We start from the raw sequence: 19,415 nt of genomic DNA on the forward strand, positions 1-19,415 counted from the left end.
TGCCGATCAGGCAAACACTTCCGCGTTCTTGAATGCCACGCCCTGCGCATCCTTGGCCGACAGGCTGGGGGTGCCGTCAAAGTGCCAGTCCACGGCGATGTCCGGGTCGCTCCACGCAATGCAGCGCTCGTGCGCCGGGGCGTAGTAGTCGGTCGTCTTGTAGAGGAAATCGGCCGATTCGCTCAACACCACAAAGCCGTGCGCGAATCCCGGCGGAACCCACAACTGGTGCTGGTTTTCTTCGGTGAGCTCGGCACCCACCCATTGGCCGAATGTGGGCGAGCTTTTGCGGATGTCCACCGCCACATCGAACACGCTGCCGCGCACCACGCGCACCAGCTTGCCCTGCGGCTGTTGAATCTGGTAGTGCAGACCACGCAGCACGCCCTTGCTGCTGCGGCTGTGGTTGTCCTGCACGAAATCGTGCTTCGTGCCAGTGGCTTCGTTGAAGGCTTGCTGGTTGAAGCTCTCGAAAAAGAAGCCGCGCGCGTCGCCGAACACCTTGGGCTCGATCAGCACGACCTCGGGGATGGCCAGACGGGTTGCTTTCATAACATCCAACAATTCAAAACAGTTCGCACTCCAACAAACTCATCGCAGTGCATCCAATTCCTAAGGCCGCGGAGCAGGCCATGCCAGCAGACGCCGAGCAAGAGCCGCCTCGCGGCGAAGGCGTCGTCCCCCTGGGGGGAAGGCGCGCAGCGACTCAGGGGGGATCAATAGATCTTGTCGCGCAAAACGCGCATCAAATATTGGCCGTAGCCGCTTTTCGTCAATGGCTTTGCCAGACGCTCCAGTTGCTCTGCATCGATCCACTTGTGACGCCATGCCAGCTCTTCCGGGCAAGCGATCTTCAGGCCTTGGCGATGCTCCAGCGTCGAGATGAACTGACCCGCTTCGAGCAGGCTTTCATGTGTGCCGGTATCGAGCCACGCATAGCCGCGACCCATGATTTCCACATGGAGCTGGCCTTTTTCCAGATACAGGCGGTTCAGGTCGGTGATTTCCAGCTCGCCGCGTGGCGAGGGCTTGAGGCTCTTGGCCAGTTCGACGACTTGCGCGTCGTAGAAATACAGGCCAGTGACCGCGTAGTTCGACTTCGGCTTGGCAGGCTTTTCTTCGATGGAGAGCACCTTGCCGGTCTGGTCGAACTCGGCCACGCCGTAGCGCTCGGGATCCTGCACGTGATAGGCGAACACGCTGGCACCATCTTGGCGTTCGCGGGCACTGCCCAGCAGTTCTTGAAAATCGTGGCCGTAGAAGATGTTGTCGCCGAGCACCAGCGCGCTCGGGCTGCCGTCCAGGAACTTCTCGCCGATCAGGAAGGCCTGCGCCAATCCGTCCGGGCTGGGCTGCACTTCGTAGGTCAGGCGGATGCCCCACTGGCTGCCATCGCCGAGCAGTTGCTCGAAGCGCGGCGTGTCCTGCGGCGTGCTGATGATCAGGATGTCGCGAATGCCCGCAAGCATCAGCGTGCTCAGCGGGTAATAGATCATGGGCTTGTCATAGACCGGCAGCAGTTGCTTGCTGATGGCCAGCGTCGCCGGATGCAGGCGCGTGCCCGAGCCGCCCGCGAGAATGATGCCCTTGCGTTGGGATGTGTTCGTGGATGTCATGTTGTTCTCTTTGTCAGCAGACTATTCAAAGAATCTCTGTGAGCATGCGCTGCACGCCATGCTGCCAGTGCGGCAAGGTCAGTCCAAAGGTGCTTTGCAGCTTCGCCGTGTTCAGACGTGAGTTGTTGGGGCGCTTGGCCGGCGTGGGGAAGGCTGATGTCGGCACCGGCGCGATGTCAGTGGCCTTGATCTGCAGTTCGGGCTTGATCTTCTGCGCTTGCTCGATGACGAACTTCGCATAGTCGAACCACGTGGTCACGCCGCCCGCCACGCAGTGGTAGAGACCGCCGTCCTCAGGCTTGTTCGCCAGATGGCGGATCGCATGTGCGGTCACATCGGCCAGCAGATCGGCACCTGTCGGCGCGCCGAACTGGTCGTTGATCACGGTAAGGCGATCGCGCTCTTGCGCAAGGCGCAGCATGGTCTTGGCGAAGTTGCCGCCGCGCGCTGCATACACCCAGCTCGTGCGCAGAATGATGTGCTTTGCGCCGCTTGCGCGAATCAGTTCCTCGCCTTCGAGCTTGGTGCTGCCGTAGACGGACAGCGGGCCGGTGGCATCGGTTTCCGCCCAGGGCTTGTCGCCCGAACCGTCAAAGACGTAGTCGGTGCTGTAGTGCACCAGCAAGGCCTTCAGCTTGGCCGCTTCCTGTGCGATCAGGCCCGGTGTGGTGGCGTTGAGCTTGCGCGCGAAATCGGGCTCGCTTTCGGCCTTGTCCACAGCAGTGTGGGCAGCGGCATTCACGATCACGTCCGGTGCCAACGCACGCACGGTGGCGGCGACGCCTTCGGGATTGGAGAAGTCACCGCAATGCTCGGTGCTGTCGAAATCCAGCGCCGTGACCTGTCCAAGAACGCTCAGGCTGCGCTGCAGTTCCCAGCCGACCTGGCCGCCCTTGCCCAGCAGAAGAATCTTCTTCATGCCGACGCCTTCTGCTCTTCTGGTGTGTACTGCTGCGAAATCCAGTCGCGGTACGCGCCAGTCTGCACGGCCGCCACCCAGTCGGCGTTTTCCAGATACCACTGCACGGTCTTGCGGATGCCGGTTTCGAAGGTTTCCGCTGGCTTCCAGCCCAGTTCGCGCTCCAGCTTGCGGGCATCGATGGCGTAGCGGCGATCATGGCCGGGGCGGTCCGTCACATAGGTGATCTGCTCGCGATAGGTCTTGCCGTCGGCGCGCGGGCGCAGTTCGTCGAGCAGGCCGCAGACGAGATTCACGATCTCGATGTTCGGCTTCTCGTTCCAGCCGCCGACGTTGTAGGTCTCGCCCAGCTTGCCGCCTTCGAGCACGCGGCGAATAGCGCTGCAGTGATCGCGCACATAGAGCCAGTCGCGGATCTGCATGCCGTCGCCATAGACCGGCAGCGGCTTGCCCGCGAGCGCGTTCACGATCATCAGCGGGATCAGCTTCTCGGGGAAATGGTAGGGGCCGTAGTTGTTGCTGCAGTTGGTCGTCAGCACCGGCATGCCGTAGGTGTGATGCCAGGCACGCACCAGGTGGTCGCTGGCCGCCTTGCTGGCCGAATACGGGCTGTTGGGCTCGAAGTTGTGGTCTTCGGTGAAGGCTGGATCAGTGGGCTTGAGTGAGCCATAGACCTCATCGGTCGACACATGCAGAAAGCGGAAGTCCTGCTTCTCGGCTTCAGGCAAGGCAGACCAATAGTGACGCACCGCCTCCAGCAGGCGGAAGGTGCCGACGATGTTGGTCTGGATGAAGTCTTCCGGGCCATGGATGGAACGGTCCACATGCGACTCGGCCGCGAAATTCACGACAGCGCGCGGCTTGTGCTCCTTGAGCAAGCGCTCGATCAGCGCCGCGTCCCCGATATCGCCTTGAACAAAGTGGTGGCGAGCATCCCCTTTGAGCGTCTGCAGGTTCTGCAGATTGCCTGCGTAGGTGAGCTTGTCGACGTTGACCACCGGCTCGTCATTGACGGCCAGCCAGTCCAGCACGAAGTTGGCGCCAATAAAGCCTGCGCCACCAGTAACCAGAATCATGGTGATATGCCCGGATCGGGAAGTTGACTGAACCTGTGATTATCCCACCCCTTGTCTTACACAGGTTTACCGTCCAAAAGTCATAGACTTCCAGACTCCGGCCTGATCGAAATCAATCTGATCGTCACAGCCGCAGAAAGGACGCCACACCATGAGCAGCAAATCGTCACAGGCAAGCAAAGGCAAGAGTGCCATTCCCGAGCAGCTTCAGCAGTTGCCGCATCTCGCCAAGGAGTCAGCCGAGCAGATCTGGCTGGCCGGTCTGGGCGCGTTTTCGAAGGCGCAGCAGGAAGGCGGCAAGGTGTTCAACGTGCTCGTACAGGATGGGCTGGCGCTGCAAAAGCAGGCGCAGGCCATGGCGCAGGAGCAGTTTCAGGCCGCCAGCAGCCGCTTCGAGGACTTGACCAGCAAAGTGAGCGAGCGCGCCGCCGAGCCGCTGGACAAGCTGGAATCGCTGTTCGAGCAGCGCGTTGCCAAAGCGCTGCAGCGATTGGGCATTCCGAGCGCGCAGGATCTGCAGGCCCTGCAGGCGCAGATCGTCTTGTTGAGCCAAGAACTGGAGCAGACCCGCGCGCAACTGCGTCAGGAACAAGGACTTGCCGACGACGAAGCGGCAACAACGCCAGCACGCAAGAGCACCCGCAAATCGGGGAGCTAGAAATCCTACTCCCATCTGACAGTCATCAATCTCATTGATTACCCACTGTCCACACCCACTTTGCCGGGTTAGAGTCATCACTCAACCAGCCACAATAGTAAGCAAGAGGGGCAAGGAGACAGGCATGGGGACCAAAAAGGCACCGCGCCGCACGGCTGAGCGCATTCTCGAGAGCAGTCTGGCGCTGTTCAACCGCTTTGGCGAGCCCGGCGTGTCCACCAATGCCATCTCGGTCGAGCTGAACATCAGCCCTGGCAATCTCTACTACCACTTTCCCGCCAAAGACGACCTGATCAACGCGCTGTTCGTGCAGTACGAGCAGGCGCTGCAACCGATTCTGCAGGCCTCGGACGGCGTCACCAATGTCGAGGACGCCTGGTTCTTCATCCACTCGGTGCTGGAGGTGAACTGGCAGTACCGCTTCATCTACCGCAATCTCAACGAACTGCTGTCACGCAATCGCCAGCTCGAAACCGGCGTGCGGCAGACGCTTGAAGACCTCACGCAAAGCCTGCTTCGCCTGCTGAACACCATGCAGAAGAACGCGGCGCTGAACGCTCCACCCGTTGGCTGGGATTCGGTCGCGCGCAGCATGGTTCTGCTGCTCGTTTTCTGGCTCAGCTACGAATATGCGCTCGACCCGCGCAACGCGCTCGAAGAAGACAACGCCCAGAACGCTGCCATGCGCAACGCAGCGCATGTGCTGGGACTGCTCGCGCCCTACGCGGTGGCAGACCAGCAGGCGCATCTGCAGCGACTGATCGACGCCTATGCGTCGCAGGCCAAGACAGAAACTGCCGTCGCCTGACGCAGAATCACGAATTCACAGCGCCACGGCGATGCGGCGCGCGGCAATTTCCAGCAGACCGTCGAAAATCAGTTGCTCGACCAGCTCGAACGGACGCGTCATGCTCGGCGCCATCTTCCAGCCCGCACCGCCCGTCATCATGCAGGCGGGCTCCATGCCGCAATGCTCCTTGAGATGCTGGTACATTCGCTCGACCGCACCGGCAATCGCATAGGTGCCACCGCTGGTGAGCGCATCGCTCGTGTTCGACGGAAACGGACGCACCTCGCCCGTGGGCACATGCAGCCCAGCCGTGCCGGTTTCCAGCGCGCGCAGCATGATGCCGTGTCCCGGCAGAATCAACCCGCCGAGGAACTTGCCGTCGGTGTCGATCGCCTCGACGGTCACCGCCGTGCCCACCATCACCAGCACCAGAGGACGCTCTGGCCCCTGCGCCAGCAAGCGATGGCGCGCACCGATCATCGCCACCCAGCGATCCGCCCCGAGCCGCGCAGGATGGTCGTATCCATTGACCAGACCGGCCTCCTCGTTGGACGGCACGACCCACTGCGGCGACACGTCCCAGATCTCCATCTGCTCGGCCACGCGGCGCTTGACCGCGTCACCCGCCACCACGCAGCCCAGCATGCGCTCGGGCGCAGGCAGCGTCGCCCACGGCCCTTCGGCCAGTCGGTCTATGTGATCCAGAAATTCGGCACCATGGGCCAAAAGATGGGCACCAGGTTGGGGAGCATCGAACAACGCCCATTTGAGACGGGTGTTGCCCACATCGATGGCCAGAAATGTCATGCGAGCGATTATCGTGAGTTTTCGAGATTTAACACTTGGTCGTCAAAACCACAGTGCAGAATGTCACCCTTGCCTAGCGCTTGAAGCAAACCTAGGGTAAGTCTCTGACATAGACTGTCATGTCCAGCCCTTACAGTGGCAAGTCGCTTAATTCCGCAACCATAGGAGATCACAGCATGGGATTGTTTAGTTTCATCAAAGAAGCAGGTGAAAAGCTCTTCGGCGGCTCGTCCGCTCAAGCCGCGCCTACAGAGGACCTGAACGCCAAGGCCGCCTCCGCCATCCAGACATACATCGGCGCACAGAACCTCGGCGTGTCCGACGTCGCGGTCAAGTTCGACGGTGCCACCGGCGCTGTGACCGTGGCCGGTGTCGCTCCGACCCAGGCCGCCAAGGAAAAGGTCACACTGTGCTGCGGCAACGTGGCCAGCGTGCAGTCCGTGGACAACCAGATGTCCGTGACCAACCCGGAACCCGAAGCGCAATACCACGATGTGGTGCGCGGTGACACCCTGTCGGCCATCTCGCTGAAGTACTACGGCAACGCCAACAAGTACAACGTCATCTTCGAAGCCAACAAGCCGATGCTGTCCAACCCGGACAAGATCTACCCCGGCCAGAAGCTGCGCATCCCTCCCCTGCAGTGATGCCAAGCCGTGCACACAAACGCATGGCCATCCAACAAAAAAGCCAGAGCCCCACAGGCTCTGGCTTTTTTGCATCTCGCGCAGTCGCGAGATCAACGGGCACGAGCAACGCGAAGTGCCGAATCACACCTCTTCCAGACTGACTTGCGGCAAGCTGTCTGAACGGAGCGCCTACGGCGCGCAGTGAGTTTTGCCGCAGGTATTCCAGCGCGTTTTTGGTGACTTTTTGCGCGCAAGCAAAAAGTTACTCGCCCGCCGGGGCGAGACCCGGCCTCCGCCCTCAAAAAGAAGCAGGTTCACTGCCTCCAAGGCAGCCCACGAAACCGCCATCCACCAACGCGATTGCGTTGCCCACCCGCATCCACATCCCCTTCAAACCCCTCAAGGATGTTGTAAGCCTCCACCCCCAACTCGGCAGCCCGCTTCGCAGCAGCCACAGACCGCACCCCACTGCGGCACAGCAGCACAGCCTTGCCCCCCACAGGCACAGCCGCACGCAGTTGCTCATCGAACGAAGCATTCATCGCCATGCCAGGCCACTGCTTCCAGGCCACGGCCACCGCGCCGGGCACATAACCGACCCATTCGCGCTCGGCATCCGTGCGCACGTCGATCAGCACGGCTTGCCCGTCCTGCACCCATTGCCACGCCAATTGCGGACTCACATTGCCTGCATAGCCATCGGCAGGTTGAGGCTGGTCTGAACCAGCGTTGGTTTGTTGTGTGTTGGTGGTGGTATTCATGGAAAACATTCTGTCAGAAGCCGCGCCACGCTCGCGTCGAAACAACATCACTCCCACGAAGGAGTTGCTTCGTCCTTGAGGCTGCGGCGCAGCGCCTTGTAGTCGGGCATCACGGTGGCGACGGTGTCCCAGAAACGCGGCGAGTGGTCCATCACGCGCAGATGCGAAAGCTCGTGCACCACCACATAGTCGATCACCGAAGGCCTGAAATGCAGCAAGCGCCAGTTCAAGCAGATCGAACCATCGGATCGCGCACTGCCCCAACGTGTCTGCGCGCTGGAAAGCCGCAGCTTGGTCCAGCGCACGCTGAGTTGCGGCGCGTAGTGATCGAGCCGCGCCACGAAATGCGCGCGTGCCTGCTTGAGCAGCCAGGCATGCACTGCGTCGCGAATCTTGGCTGGCTCGGCGGTGCTCGGCAAGGCGATGTGGAGTTCGCGCGGGGCACCCGCGCAGGGCGCTTCCAGCAACGCGCCGCCACGTTCCTTGAAACGATGCTCCGCATCGAGCACGATCTTGAGCGGCTCGCCGAGGAATGGAAACACGCTGCCGTTTTTCCATTCGATGCGCGCATCTTCGCGCTTTTGATGGCGCAATTGCGCATCACCCAGCTTGCGCAGAATCCAGTCCGATTTTTCCTTGAGCGCATCGTCGATGGCGCCCAGCGTCACCCACGACGGCGCGCGCACCGACAAGCCATCGGCATCGACCACAAACCCGATGCTGCGACGGCGCACGCGCGACAGCAGATAGGCCACGCGCGCATGGCCGAGCAGCACTTCGCGATTGGCCTGGGGATGGCGAAAAGAGGCCGGTTGCAGCACGCGCGACAGCGGCTCCGGCGCGGGGCCGATCTCACGGTCGGGCGCAGGCGCTGCGTCGTTTTGTTCAGAAGGCGGTGAGAACTCCGCCCAGAGATCCTGCGAATCGTCTGCTGCGGGCTTCAAGCGACGGCTGCGCCCATCCGCTGGTTTGCGTGGCGGGGTTTGTGTGGGGTCGACGGATGGCGAAGAAACCGGCGGTTTGGCATCCCCAGAGATGCCAAACAATTCCAGCGCCATCTGTATCAAGCCTTGCCCCACTTTTTCTGTTTACTTTCCGGGTAGATAGGCTTCGGGGTCAAGGCGACGCATTTCCGCTTCGATCCAGTCCTGCGCAGCCTGCATCAGTTCGTCCTGCGTCTTGCCTTCGGAAGGAATCTGCGGGCCGATGGACACATCCACGATGCCGGGGCGCTTGGTGAACGGCTTCTTGGGCCACACGCGGGCGGACGTCACGGCGATCGGAACGACCGGCACACCGGCGCTCACCGCCAGACGCGCACCGCCGCTCTTGTACTGGCCCACTTCACCACGGGCCATTCGCGTGCCTTCGGGAAACATGATCACCCAGGTGCCCTGATTGAGCAGCTTTCGGCCTTGCTGCAGCACCTTGGCAAACGCGCGGCTGCCTTGGCTGCGGTCGATGTGCACCATGTCCAGACTGCCGATGGACCAGCCGAAAAACGGAATCTTCAGCAGTTCCTTCTTGAACACATAGGCGAGCTGGCGCGGCATGATCGCGGGCATCAGAAAGGTCTCGTACGTGGACTGGTGCTTGCACAGCAGCACCACGCCCTGCTTGGGATCGGTGGGCAGGTTCTCCATGCCGATGATGCGGGTGGAGATGCCCAGCATCGGCTTGGCGCTGTTGACCGACAGCGCCAGCCAGGCACGCGCCACGCGGTACACGCTCGACTGCTTGCCGCCGCACACGCGCACCAGAAGCAGCGCGAGGGTGTACGGAATCACGGTGACACTCATCCACAGCAGATGAAGAACGGAACGGATGAAAGCCATAGTGTTTGTTGTACCAATCGGTCTCAGTATTTTCAGTGTGCCTGTGTCTTGGCCGCCTGCGCTGTGGCCGCGATGAAATCCACAAAAGCGTTCAGGTCTGCGTGGGCATGCGTGTTCTGCGGCCAAGGCGCTGGCAGTTCCTTGGCGGCATCGACATCCGCCGCCGCACCTGTGCACACCATGTGCAACTGCGAAATGCCAGCGGCAGTCGCCGCCTGCAGATGCAGAACGCTGCTGCCCACGGCCACGATGTCTGCGGATTCCGCACCATAGCGGTCACGAATCTGCTCCATCAAACCCGGCGCGGGCTTGCGGCAACTGCAGTGCTCGGCATCCGAATGCGGGCAGAAAAACACGGCATCGATACGCCCGCCCAGCCCCTGCACCTGCTTGAGCAGCCGCGCATGGATGGCGTTGAGCGCATGCACATCGATCACGCCGCGCCCGAGGCCCGGCTGGTTGGTGGCGATCACCACATGCCAGCCCGCGCGCGACAGACGCGCCACGGCCTCCAATGCGCCCGGAATCGGGACCCATTCGTCAGGTGTGGCGATGTACTCGTTGCCCAGGGCGTTGAGCGTGCCGTCGCGGTCGATGATGGCGATTTTCATGAGTGGATTATGAAAGCATTCGGGTGAAATCCCGCCCTGCATTGTCCACTCATGATCGACCAGCGGTGCACTGCGTGTCTATGCCAGACGCGACAGATCCGCCACGCGGTTCATCGCCACGTGCAGCGACTTGAGCAGGCCCTGACGATTCAGACGCACATCCTCTTCTTCGGCATTGACCATCACGTCGTCGAAGAATTGGTCCACCGGCGCGCGCAGAGCGGCCAGCGTCTGCAGGCTGCCGGTGTAGTCGCCGGTGGCGAACTTCGCATCGGCCACGGGCACGGTCTGCTGCATGGCGGCGTAGAGCGCCTGCTCCGCAGGTTCCTTGAGCATGGCGGGATTGACATGCGCGTCCACTTCGCCCGCCTTCTTGAGGATGTTGCCGATGCGCTTGTTGGCCGCAGCCAGCGCAGGGGCTTCGGGCAGTTCGGCAAATGCGCGCACGGCCTGCAGCGCCTTGGGCATCTCACCCCATGGCACGTTGGCGGCGATCACGGCATCCGCTTCCTGCGCGCTGTAGCCCTGCTCGCGCAGGTAGCCCGCGAGGCGCTCGTGAATGAAGTCCAGCAGTTGCGCGTTGCTCTTGTCCGCATCGGCAAGCAGCGAACCGAAGCTCTCGGACGCGGCCTTGATGATCTTGGCCAGATCGAGCGGCAATTCCTTTTCGATCAACATGCGGATCACGCCCAGCGCGTGGCGACGCAGCGCGAACGGATCGCGGTCGCCCGTGGGCAGATTGCCGATGCCGAACATGCCGACCAGCGTTTCCAGCTTGTCGGCCAGCGCAACGATCACGCCCACGTTTTCGCGCGGCAGTTCGTCGCCCGCAAAGCGCGGCTTGTAGTGGTCTTCGATGGCGTGCGCCACTTCGACGGCGAGGCCGTCATTGGCTGCGTAATAGCCACCCATGATGCCTTGCAGCTCGGGGAACTCGCCAACCATGTCGGTCACCAGATCGGTCTTGGCAAGCAGCGCGGCGTTGTCCACGCAGTCCATCAGGTAGTCGCGCGCGATTTCGCCTTCGTCGGAGTTCAGCGCCGGGTTGACCTTGACGATCTCGGTGAACATCTGCGTGGCAATCGCCTTGGCGATCGCGCGCACGCGCTGTGTGCGCTCGCCCTGCGTGCCAAGCTTGTTGTGATAGACGATCTTGCCGAGCGCATCGACGCGGCTGGCCAGCGTCTTCTTGCGGTCCTGATCGAAGAAGAACTTCGCATCGGCCAGACGCGGGCGCACCACGCGCTCGTTGCCGCCCGTCACGGCGCTCGCATCGGCCGGGCTGATGTTGCTGACGACCAGGAACTGGTTGGTCAGCTTGCCATTCGCATCGAGCAGCGGGAAGTATTTCTGGTTGGCCTTCATGGTCAGAATCAGGCATTCCTGCGGCACGCCGAGGAATTCCTTTTCGAACGCGCAGACCAGAACGTTCGGACGCTCGACCAGCGCGGTCACTTCGTCGAGCAGCGCTTCATCTTCGATGGCCTTCACGCCACCGCCGACGCGCTCTGCCGCCGCCTTCAACTGACGGGCGATTTCATCGCGGCGTTCAGTGAAACTGGCGATCACCGCGCCCTGCTCGCGCAGTTGCTCGGCATAGCTGTCGGCGCTGGTGATGCCCACGGGATCGACGCTCGCTTCAAAGCGGTGGCCGTGCGTGGTGTTGCCGGCCTTCAGGCCCAACGCTGTCACGGACAGCAGCACTTCGGTGCCGTGGATCGCCACGAGGCCGTGCGCGGGACGCACAAAGTTCACGCTGCTCCAACCATCCTGCAACTGGTAGCGCATGACCTTCGGGATCGGCAGCTTGGTGATGGCTTCGTCGAGCGCCTTCTGCACGCCTTCGGTCAACTGCGCGCCCTTGGCGGTGCTGTTATAGAAAAGAATGTCGGCCTTGCCATCATTCTGGCGATCCAGCGTGGCGACAGCGGATTCATCCGCGCCCAGCGCGTTGAGCTTCTTGAGCAGCGCAGGCGTGGCTTTGCCGTCAGCGGTCAGACCCACGGTCACGGGCATGAGCTTTTGCGACACAGCCTTGTCTGCCGCCTGGGGCAGCACTTCGGTGATGTGCGCGGCCAGACGACGTGGCGAGGCATAGGCTGTCAGGCGCGATCCGCTGGATGTCAGGCCCTGCGCCTTCAGTTGCTCGAACAGCACGCCCGCAAAGGCGTCGCCGAGCTTCTGCAGCGCCTTGGGCGGCAGTTCTTCCACAAACAGTTCAACAAGAAGATTCGGTGTTGTCATGATCAATATCTCTGCTTCTGCGACGCCTCAGGCGGCCTTCTTGTTGTTCTGTTGAGCCTCGGCCTTGGCGAGATCCGCCAGCACTTCGTCGGCCCATGCCTTGGGCGCCATCGGGAATCCAAGGCGCGCGCGGCTGTCCAGATACGCCTTGGCCACGGCACGTGCCAGATTGCGGATGCGACCGATGTAGGCGGCACGCTCGGTCACGGAGATCGCGCCGCGTGCGTCCAGCAGATTGAAGGTGTGGGCAGCCTTGAGCACTTGCTCGTAAGCGGGCAATGGGAGCTTGGCTTCCATCAGATGCTGGGCCTGCTTTTCATACGCGCCAAAGGCGGTGAACAGGAAATCGGCATCGGAATGCTCGAAGTTGTAGGCCGATTGTTCGACTTCGTTCTGATGGAACACGTCGCCGTAGGTCAATTTCCGACCATTGCCATCATCCGTCCAGATCAGGTCATACATGTTCTCGACGCCCTGCAGATACATCGCGAGACGTTCCAGACCGTAGGTGATTTCGCCAGTCGCAGGCTTGCAGTCGATGCCGCCGACCTGCTGGAAATAGGTGAACTGCGTCACTTCCATGCCGTTGAGCCAGACTTCCCAGCCGAGGCCCCACGCGCCGAGCGTCGGGTTTTCCCAGTCGTCTTCGACAAAGCGGATGTCGTTCTTCTTGAGGTCAAAGCCCAGCGCTTCGAGCGAGCCGAGGTACAGCTCGAGGATGTTGTCCGGCGCTGGCTTCAGAACCACCTGGTACTGGTAGTAATGCTGACCACGGTTCGGGTTCTCGCCGTAGCGGCCGTCCTTGGGACGGCGGCTGGGCTGCACGTAGGCGGCCTTCCATGGCTCTGGGCCCAAAGCGCGCAGGAAAGTGGCGGTGTGCGACGTACCCGCGCCCACTTCCATGTCATAGGGCTGCAAAAGTGCGCAGCCCTGGTCGGCCCAGTACGACTGCAATTTGAGAATGATTTGTTGGAAGGTCAGCATGACGGGTTCTGTCTTGTCCGGGAAACGCGCTTTTTGGCGTGAACCGGACATTTTAGTTCGCACAAACAAAACGGGGGCCGCAGCCCCCGAGTAATCAACTGGTCAGCAGTTATTTGCCGTCCCAGCGGCGCAACACGAGCGAAGCGTTGGTGCCACCAAAGCCGAAGCTGTTGGACAGGGCCTGGCGGATCGGTGCGTCGCGTGTTTCTGTCACGAGCGGCATGCCTTCGGCGGCTGGCTCGAGCGTTTCCACGTTGGCGGAACCGGCGATAAAGCCCTTGTTCAGCATGATCAGGCAATAGATCGCTTCCTGCACGCCGGTCGCGCCCAGCGAGTGGCCGGTCAGCGACTTGGTCGACGAGAACGCGGGAATATCCGAGCCGAACACTTCACGGATCGCGCGCAGTTCGGGCACATCGCCCACGGGGGTCGAAGTACCGTGCGTGTTGATGTAGTCGATGGAGCCGTCCAGACCATCGATGGCCTGGCGCATGCAGGCAATCGCGCCGGTGCCCGATGGAGCCACCATGTCTTCGCCGTCGCTGGTCGCGCCAAAGCCGACCACTTCACCGAGGATGTTGGCGCCGCGCGCCAGCGCGTGCTCCAGGCTTTCCAGCACGACGGCACCGCCGCCGCCCGCGATCACGAAGCCGTCACGGTTGGCGTCGTAAGCACGCGAGGCCTTTTCGGGCGTCTCGTTGTACTTGGCGGACATCGCGCCCATGCCGTCGAACAGCAGCGCCATGCCCCATGACAGCTCTTCGCCGCCACCCGCGAACATCACGTCCTGCATGCCCCAGGCGATCTGCTGCGCCGCAGCGCCGATGCAGTGCGCCGAGGTGCTGCAAGCCGAGGTGATCGAGTAGTTGATGCCCTTGATCGCGAAATTGGTCGAGAGGCACGCAGACACCGTCGAGCTCATGCAGCGCGTGACCTGATATGGCCCGACGCGGCGAATGCCCTTGCTGCGCAGCGTGTCGGCCGCTTCGATCTGGTTGGCTGGCGAGCCGCCGCCCGAGCCCATGATCAGGCCGGTGCGCGGGTGCGAGACCTGCTCCGGCGTCAAACCAGCTTGAGCGATCGCGTCGGTCAGCGCGATGTGCGCGTACGCCGCGGCATCGCCCATGAAGCGCAGTTGCTTGCGGTCGATGCGCTCTTCCAGATTGATCTCGGGAATGCCCGCGACCTGACTGCGCAGGCCCAGTTCGGCAAACTCAGGCATGGCCTTGATGCCGGGACGGCTCGCGCGCAGCGATGCCTCCACCGTTTCAAGGTCGTTGCCGATGCACGAGACAATGCCCGCGCCCGTGATCACCACACGCTTCTTCATGCTGCAGCCCCTTGGCCGTTGCCTTCGCGCATGAACAGGCCCACACGCAGGTCATTGGCCACGTAGATTTCCTTGCCGTCGGCGAGCAGACGCGCGTCGCCGATGGCCATATTGAGCTTGCGTTTGATGACACGCTTGATGTCGATTTCGTAAGTGACCCGTTTCACGTCGGGGCCGACTTCGCCGGTGAACTTGACTTCACCCGCGCCGAGCGCGCGACCGCGACCGGGCAGTTGCAGCCAGGTCAGGTAGAAACCGATGAGCTGCCACATGGCGTCGAGGCCCAGGCAACCGGGCATGACCGGGTCGCCCTGGAAATGGCAGGCAAAGAACCACAGATCGGGCTTGACGTCGAGTTCGGCCACGATCTTTCCCAGACCATGCGCACCGCCATCGCTGTCGATGTGGGTGATGCGATCAAACATCAGCATGGGAGGCAGGGGCAGGCGCCCGCTGTCCGGCGTGAACAACCGGCCCTCACCGGAGGCGATCAGTTGCTCATAGGAAAAGGAATCAGCCATTGTCAGTCATTCTCCAGACGGCCAAATGCCATCTTCGTGGGATAGCCGGAGTTAATTCCGACCATAAACATTCTTGCAAAAGGGCATCATTATCAAGGCTTGCAGTAGTCCAACCGCAACAAAGGGCCAAGAAAATCTCACAAAACCCGGATAGTTCGCTGATTATCGTCAATGCAGAACAACGATTCAGCGACCTTTTCGCCGGATTCCAAGCACCACAGCCATCACCAGCGCCAAACCCCAGAGCGGCCAAAGCCCCAAACGGCCCACCCACCACGCAAACGGCGTCACAGGGCCGTTCACACCACGAACCTCGGCCAGCAGCACGCCGCGCTTGTCATTTTCAAGGCGATGGGTGACTTGTCCGCGATGATCGATCACCGCCGTCGCGCCAGTGTTGGTTGCACGCACCATCGGGCGCTCGAACTCCAGCGTGCGCAGGCGACTGATCGCCAGATGCTGGTCAATCGCCACGGAATCGCCGAACCAGCCAATGTTGCTCAGGTTCACCATGAAGGTCGGCGCCGCTGCCGGATCAACAAAGCGCGCACCCAGCTCCTCGCCGAACAAATCTTCGTAACAAATGTTGGGCGCAATGCGCTCGCCCTTCCACAGGAACGAGGCCTGGCCGATGTGACCCCGGTTGAAGTCGCCCAGCGGGATGTTCATCATCTCGGTGAACCAGCGGAAGAACGGCGGAATGAACTCGCCGAATGGCACCAGATGGTGCTTGTCATATTGATAGGGCTTGCCCTGACCCGGCGCAAAGCCGTAGACCGAGTTGGTGTAGCCATCGCTGAAGTTGCCCAGCGGAATGCCCACCAGCAGCGCCTGCTCGCCGGCGTCCTTGGTGTAGCGCTCGGTCACGGCTTCCATGTAGCCGGTCGGCAACTGCTTGGGCAGCAGCGGAATCGCCGTTTCGGGCGCGACCACCAGTTGCGCCGTCGCCTCGCGCAGACGGCCTGCATACCAGTCCAGCGCCATTGGAATGCCGCTGCCGGGTTGGAATTTTTCATCCTGCGGAATCTGCCCCTGCATCAAGGCCAGCGACATGGGCTTGGAGAGATGGCGCGCGTCGATTGCGTTCAGCTCGGTCTTGCGCTGCGAAGCCAGCCCGCCGAAGACCATGAGCACACCGGCCACGGCAATCCACCATTTCTGGTTGCTGGAATCTTCCGAGCGCCACATCGCAATCGATGCCGCAATGAAGGCAGCGGCAAAGCACATGCCGTACACGCCCACATAGCGCGCGAGTCCGGTCAGCGGGCCTTCCACATGGGCGTAGCCGATGGCCCCCCAAGGGAAACCCGTCCACCACTGGCCGCGAGCGAGTTCAGCAATCAGCCACAGCGCGGCAAAGAAAAATGCCGCGTGCAGTCGGTTTTCAGGCAGACGCTTGCGAAACAGCCAGACCACGATCGCGTAATAACCACCCAGAAACGCCGCCAGCCCCAGCACCGCAGCCACGGCCAGCGGCGCGGCCAGTCCGCCGTAGGTGTGCATGGAGATGAACAGCCACCAGAAGGTGCCGCACAACCAGCTCGTCGCAAACAGCCAGCCCATGAAGCCCGCGCGGCGCGGCGTCGGGGCTTGAAGAATGGCATAGACAAAAGCCGCCAGCGCGGCCAGTTGCAGCCACCACAGCGGCTGCCCGCCCCAAGGCCAGGCCAGCGACAACGCCTGCGCCACCCCGGCCACCAATACCAGTGGCCACAGCCACCATGCACCGCCAGCGTTGTGCGCGGCGGAATCAACTGGCGCAACGCCTGTCTGCTGCATCGTCACCCTTGTTTTCAGGAATCGTCGCCGTTCGCGTCCGCAGGAGCGGGCGAAACCTTGAACCAGCGCACTGCGCCACCCTTGCCATGCAGCACGATGAAGCGCAGACCGCCGATGTCGAAATGCTCGCCCTTGCGCGGCACGCGGCCGAGTTCGTGGGCGATCAGGCCACCTATGGTGTCGAACGATTCGTCCGGATCGCTGCTGCGCAGAGCGACGTTGAACGTCTCCGCCACGCGCTCGACCGGCGTGTCGCCGCTCACGCGGTAGGTCTGGTCGGCCAAGCCGAAGATGTCGCCCTCTTCCTCTGGAACATCGAATTCGTCCTCGATCTCGCCGACGATTTCCTCGATCACGTCCTCGAAGGTCACCAGCCCCGCAATGCGACCGAACTCGTCGATCACGATGGCCATGTGGCTGCGCGAGCTGCGGAATTCGGTGGAAAGGTCGTTGAGGCTTTTGCTTTCCGGCACGAACAGCGCCGGGCGCACCATGGTGCGGATATTGAGATTCGGAGAGCGCGAGAGCTTGAGCAAATCCTTGGCGAGCAACACGCCGATGATGTTGTCGCGCTCGCCCTGATAGACCGGAAAGCGCGAGTGCGCCGTGCGGATCACCTGCAAAATCAGCTCGTCGATGGGCTCGTCGATGTTGAGCAGATCCATGCGCGTCGCGGGCACCATCACGTCGCTGGCGGTCATCTCGGCCATGCGCAGCACGCGCTCCAGCAGCACCCGGGTGTCGGCGTTGATGACATCGTCATCCTCGGCCTCGGCCATGGCCGCCACCAGTTCCTCTGTGGAATTGGGGCCCGGGTTGATGAACTCGATTACGCGTTGCAGAAGGCTGCGCTTGTCTTCCTTGTCGGAGCTTCGCGCGGGATGGGGGTCTGACACGGTCTTGGTGCAGGACGTGCGGTAGTGAAACAGCCCCCTAGGATAGCGGATTGCGCAAATTCACCCGCCAGCAGGGTCAGTTACCGACGGGAGCGAACGCGCTTATTCGGCGGCCTGATGGCGACCGTCGCGCACGCCCTGGCGGATTTCCTGCAGACCGCCGAGCATGTTCCAGAACTGCTTGGCCTGCTTCTTGAATTGGTAGTCCATCTCGCCGAACTGCACGGCGACCAACTTGCTCACATGCGTGTCGAAGCTCGCGGGTGGCAGCTCCAGATACGCTTCGGATTCGGAGCCGTCGCGGTGCACGGCTGCGCCTGCGTTGCGGGCGATCTTGAGCATGGCGGTGTTTTCCGACAGCGCGTGGATGAACATCATCTTCACGTCGCGGCTGCGGGCCAGCATCACGGCGCGGTCGAACAGCTGCGCGCCGTAGCCACGGCCGCGCGCCTTGGACAGCACGGACACGCCGAACTCGGCGCAGCTCTTGAACTCTTCATGCTCCGCATAAGCCACATGGGCCATGGCGATCAATTCCAGGCGGCGGTTGAAGATGCCGATGACTTCGTCGCGGTCGAAATCGATGTGATCGACGTAGCGGCGCACCTGCGCGTCGCTGGCTGGATAGCCAAAGCGCAGGTAACGGTCCTCGGGGCTGAGGCTCAACAGGTGGGCGGCAATGCGCTCGCGATGCTGGACAGCCAGCGAACGGATGGGCACTGAAGCAGAAACCATTTTTGAAGCACCTCGTTGTGTCGGCGTAGTTTGATCGTCATTGGAGCTGCCGCTCCAGATGCGTCGACCCATGTCCCAGGAAGCGAGTAGCCAGTCTTTCGTCAATAGCATGATGCCGCCATTCTAGGGTTTTCCCTAGGAATGCGCATCCGTTTTGTTGCATTGCAATATAAAAACTGGGGATGTTCTCTTTTGTTGTCATTGTGCATGGATGCGATCAGTCCATTTGCGCAGCCTCGTTCAGGGCTTGCTCCAGCAACTGAGACAACTGCAGCACCTGCGGCTGCTGACTCTGGGTTTTCAGCAGAAGCCGCATATTGGGCAATACGGGCAACCCCGGAGCCTCATCGCTCCCGATCAGCCGGACATGCGGCGGCAGTCCGAACGATGTGCGCACCGCCAGCCCCAACCCCGAAGCCACGGCCGACCACGAGGCCGCCAGACTGGCACTGGAAAACGCATTGCGCCAAGGCAGTCCGTGCCGATTGAGGGCCTGCGTGACCACCCCGCGCAATGGGCAAGGCTCGGCCAGCATCACCAGCGGCAACGCGCGCCAAGGCTGCTGATCATCTTTATCCGTCAGTGCAGCGGACGGCGCCGTATCGCCGACAAGCGACCACCACGGCTGCTCGCGCATATCCACACCCTGACCGCTCGCCGGGCCAATCCAGCGCAGCGGCAGCGTCGTCAGCACACGTGTGCCTGATGGAATGTCGGTGCCTGTGGACAAATCCCACGCCACCGACAGATCCAGCAGCCCATCTTCATATTGCGACAGAAGCTGTGCGCTGGTGCCCGAGCTGACCTGAATCTGCACGCGCGGATGGGCCCGGGTGAAGCGTCCCAGCACGGCGGGGAGAACGCGCTCACCAAAGTCCTCGGGCAGCCCCAGCCTGACAACGCCCTGCAGATCACTCGCGCGAATGGCCGCCACCGCCTCGTCGTTGAGCTCCAGCAGCCGGTGCGCGTAAGCCAGCATGGCATGCCCGGCCTCGGTCAACTCCAGTCCGCGCCCCGCCTTGCGCAGTAGCGCAGTGCCCGCTTGCGACTCCAGCTTCTTGAGCTGCGCGCTGACGGCGGACGTCGAACGCCCCAACTTGTCGGCCGCTTGCGCAAAGCTGCCCATTGCAACGCCCGTGGAGAAGCTGCGCAACACATCAAGGTCCAGATGGATATGGGACATGGAAACACCTGTTCAATCATCCTGATTTTCAAAACCATTTG

Annotated in this window: 20 protein-coding genes; 3 read left to right on the top strand and 17 right to left on the bottom strand. The window is 62.0% G+C overall.

The window, feature by feature from the left end; all coding sequences use genetic code 11:
* Positions 1–6 precede the first annotated feature (6 nt).
* The 4 genes from rfbC to rfbB all read right to left on the bottom strand — a co-directional run bounded on the left by rfbC (position 7) and on the right by rfbB (position 3,611).
* The gene (gene rfbC / locus G7048_RS07640) at positions 7–552 is read right to left on the bottom strand and encodes a dTDP-4-dehydrorhamnose 3,5-epimerase (RefSeq protein ID WP_166067558.1); all 546 of its coding nucleotides are present in this window, start codon (positions 550–552) and stop codon (positions 7–9) included.
* 164 nt (positions 553–716) lie between these two features.
* Entirely contained in the window at positions 717–1,616 is a 900-nt protein-coding gene (gene rfbA, locus G7048_RS07645; protein WP_166067559.1) for a glucose-1-phosphate thymidylyltransferase RfbA, read from the bottom strand.
* A 25-nt stretch (positions 1,617–1,641) separates the two neighbouring features.
* Positions 1,642–2,535, bottom strand: coding sequence for a dTDP-4-dehydrorhamnose reductase (rfbD, locus tag G7048_RS07650; protein WP_166067560.1), 894 nt, complete (start codon positions 2,533–2,535; stop codon positions 1,642–1,644).
* On the bottom strand, positions 2,532–3,611 hold the full coding sequence (gene rfbB / locus G7048_RS07655; RefSeq protein WP_166067561.1) for a dTDP-glucose 4,6-dehydratase: 1,080 nt from the start codon (positions 3,609–3,611) through the stop codon (positions 2,532–2,534). Before rfbB ends, rfbD begins: the two co-directional genes overlap by 4 nt.
* Positions 3,612–3,762: 151 nt before the next feature.
* Here rfbB and G7048_RS07660 point away from each other — a divergent pair, with 151 nt between their 5' ends.
* Together G7048_RS07660 and G7048_RS07665 are read left to right on the top strand one after the other, a co-directional pair.
* Positions 3,763–4,269: a phasin family protein gene (locus G7048_RS07660; RefSeq protein WP_166067562.1), complete on the top strand. Its 507-nt coding sequence runs from the start codon at positions 3,763–3,765 to the stop codon at positions 4,267–4,269.
* Positions 4,270–4,393: 124 nt separating this feature from the next.
* The gene (locus tag G7048_RS07665; RefSeq protein ID WP_166067563.1) at positions 4,394–5,077 is read left to right on the top strand and encodes a TetR/AcrR family transcriptional regulator; all 684 of its coding nucleotides are present in this window, start codon (positions 4,394–4,396) and stop codon (positions 5,075–5,077) included.
* A 15-nt stretch (positions 5,078–5,092) separates the two neighbouring features.
* On the opposite strand, the gene G7048_RS07670 is transcribed toward G7048_RS07665, so the two are convergent.
* Complete coding sequence (locus G7048_RS07670) at positions 5,093–5,866, bottom strand: type III pantothenate kinase (RefSeq protein WP_166067564.1); 774 nt, start codon at positions 5,864–5,866, stop codon at positions 5,093–5,095.
* A gap of 176 nt (positions 5,867–6,042) precedes the next feature.
* Here G7048_RS07670 and lysM point away from each other — a divergent pair, with 176 nt between their 5' ends.
* A complete protein-coding gene (gene lysM / locus G7048_RS07675; RefSeq protein ID WP_166067565.1) occupies positions 6,043–6,513 on the top strand; it encodes a peptidoglycan-binding protein LysM in 471 nt (156 codons plus the stop codon).
* Positions 6,514–6,809: 296 nt separating this feature from the next.
* On the opposite strand, the gene G7048_RS07680 is transcribed toward lysM, so the two are convergent.
* The 12 genes from G7048_RS07680 to G7048_RS07735 form a co-directional block, all read right to left on the bottom strand.
* Entirely contained in the window at positions 6,810–7,256 is a 447-nt protein-coding gene (locus tag G7048_RS07680; RefSeq protein ID WP_166067566.1) for a rhodanese-like domain-containing protein, read from the bottom strand.
* Positions 7,257–7,303: 47 nt separating this feature from the next.
* Complete coding sequence (locus G7048_RS07685; protein ID WP_166067567.1) at positions 7,304–8,314, bottom strand: M48 family metallopeptidase; 1,011 nt, start codon at positions 8,312–8,314, stop codon at positions 7,304–7,306.
* A gap of 30 nt (positions 8,315–8,344) precedes the next feature.
* The gene (locus tag G7048_RS07690) at positions 8,345–9,091 is read right to left on the bottom strand and encodes a 1-acyl-sn-glycerol-3-phosphate acyltransferase (RefSeq protein WP_166067568.1); all 747 of its coding nucleotides are present in this window, start codon (positions 9,089–9,091) and stop codon (positions 8,345–8,347) included.
* A gap of 32 nt (positions 9,092–9,123) precedes the next feature.
* Positions 9,124–9,702 carry a D-glycero-beta-D-manno-heptose 1,7-bisphosphate 7-phosphatase gene (gene gmhB, locus G7048_RS07695; protein WP_166067569.1) on the bottom strand — a complete coding sequence of 193 codons (579 nt, stop codon included), beginning with the start codon at positions 9,700–9,702 and terminating at the stop codon, positions 9,124–9,126.
* A gap of 78 nt (positions 9,703–9,780) precedes the next feature.
* Positions 9,781–11,946, bottom strand: a complete 2,166-nt coding sequence (gene glyS, locus G7048_RS07700) for a glycine--tRNA ligase subunit beta (RefSeq protein WP_166067570.1) — start codon at positions 11,944–11,946, stop codon at positions 9,781–9,783.
* 27 nt (positions 11,947–11,973) lie between these two features.
* Entirely contained in the window at positions 11,974–12,930 is a 957-nt protein-coding gene (gene glyQ, locus G7048_RS07705; protein WP_166067571.1) for a glycine--tRNA ligase subunit alpha, read from the bottom strand.
* Positions 12,931–13,039: 109 nt separating this feature from the next.
* The gene (fabB, locus tag G7048_RS07710; protein ID WP_166067572.1) at positions 13,040–14,260 is read right to left on the bottom strand and encodes a beta-ketoacyl-ACP synthase I; all 1,221 of its coding nucleotides are present in this window, start codon (positions 14,258–14,260) and stop codon (positions 13,040–13,042) included.
* Complete coding sequence (gene fabA, locus G7048_RS07715; protein WP_205750385.1) at positions 14,257–14,787, bottom strand: bifunctional 3-hydroxydecanoyl-ACP dehydratase/trans-2-decenoyl-ACP isomerase; 531 nt, start codon at positions 14,785–14,787, stop codon at positions 14,257–14,259. The genes fabB and fabA overlap by 4 nt, the downstream gene beginning before the upstream one ends.
* A 180-nt stretch (positions 14,788–14,967) precedes the next feature.
* Positions 14,968–16,560, bottom strand: a complete 1,593-nt coding sequence (gene lnt / locus G7048_RS07720; protein WP_166067574.1) for an apolipoprotein N-acyltransferase — start codon at positions 16,558–16,560, stop codon at positions 14,968–14,970.
* A gap of 14 nt (positions 16,561–16,574) precedes the next feature.
* Positions 16,575–17,456 (bottom strand): HlyC/CorC family transporter, encoded by an 882-nt coding sequence (locus G7048_RS07725; protein WP_166067575.1) that lies wholly within the window; start codon positions 17,454–17,456, stop codon positions 16,575–16,577.
* A 102-nt stretch (positions 17,457–17,558) separates the two neighbouring features.
* Positions 17,559–18,302, bottom strand: a complete 744-nt coding sequence (locus G7048_RS07730) for a GNAT family N-acetyltransferase (RefSeq protein WP_166067576.1) — start codon at positions 18,300–18,302, stop codon at positions 17,559–17,561.
* Positions 18,303–18,408: 106 nt separating this feature from the next.
* Positions 18,409–19,374 (bottom strand): LysR substrate-binding domain-containing protein, encoded by a 966-nt coding sequence (locus G7048_RS07735; RefSeq protein ID WP_166067577.1) that lies wholly within the window; start codon positions 19,372–19,374, stop codon positions 18,409–18,411.
* Positions 19,375–19,415 lie beyond the last annotated feature (41 nt).

Origin of the sequence: Diaphorobacter sp. HDW4B, from assembly GCF_011305535.1 — a bacterium.
Lineage (GTDB): Bacteria > Pseudomonadota > Gammaproteobacteria > Burkholderiales > Burkholderiaceae_C > Diaphorobacter_A.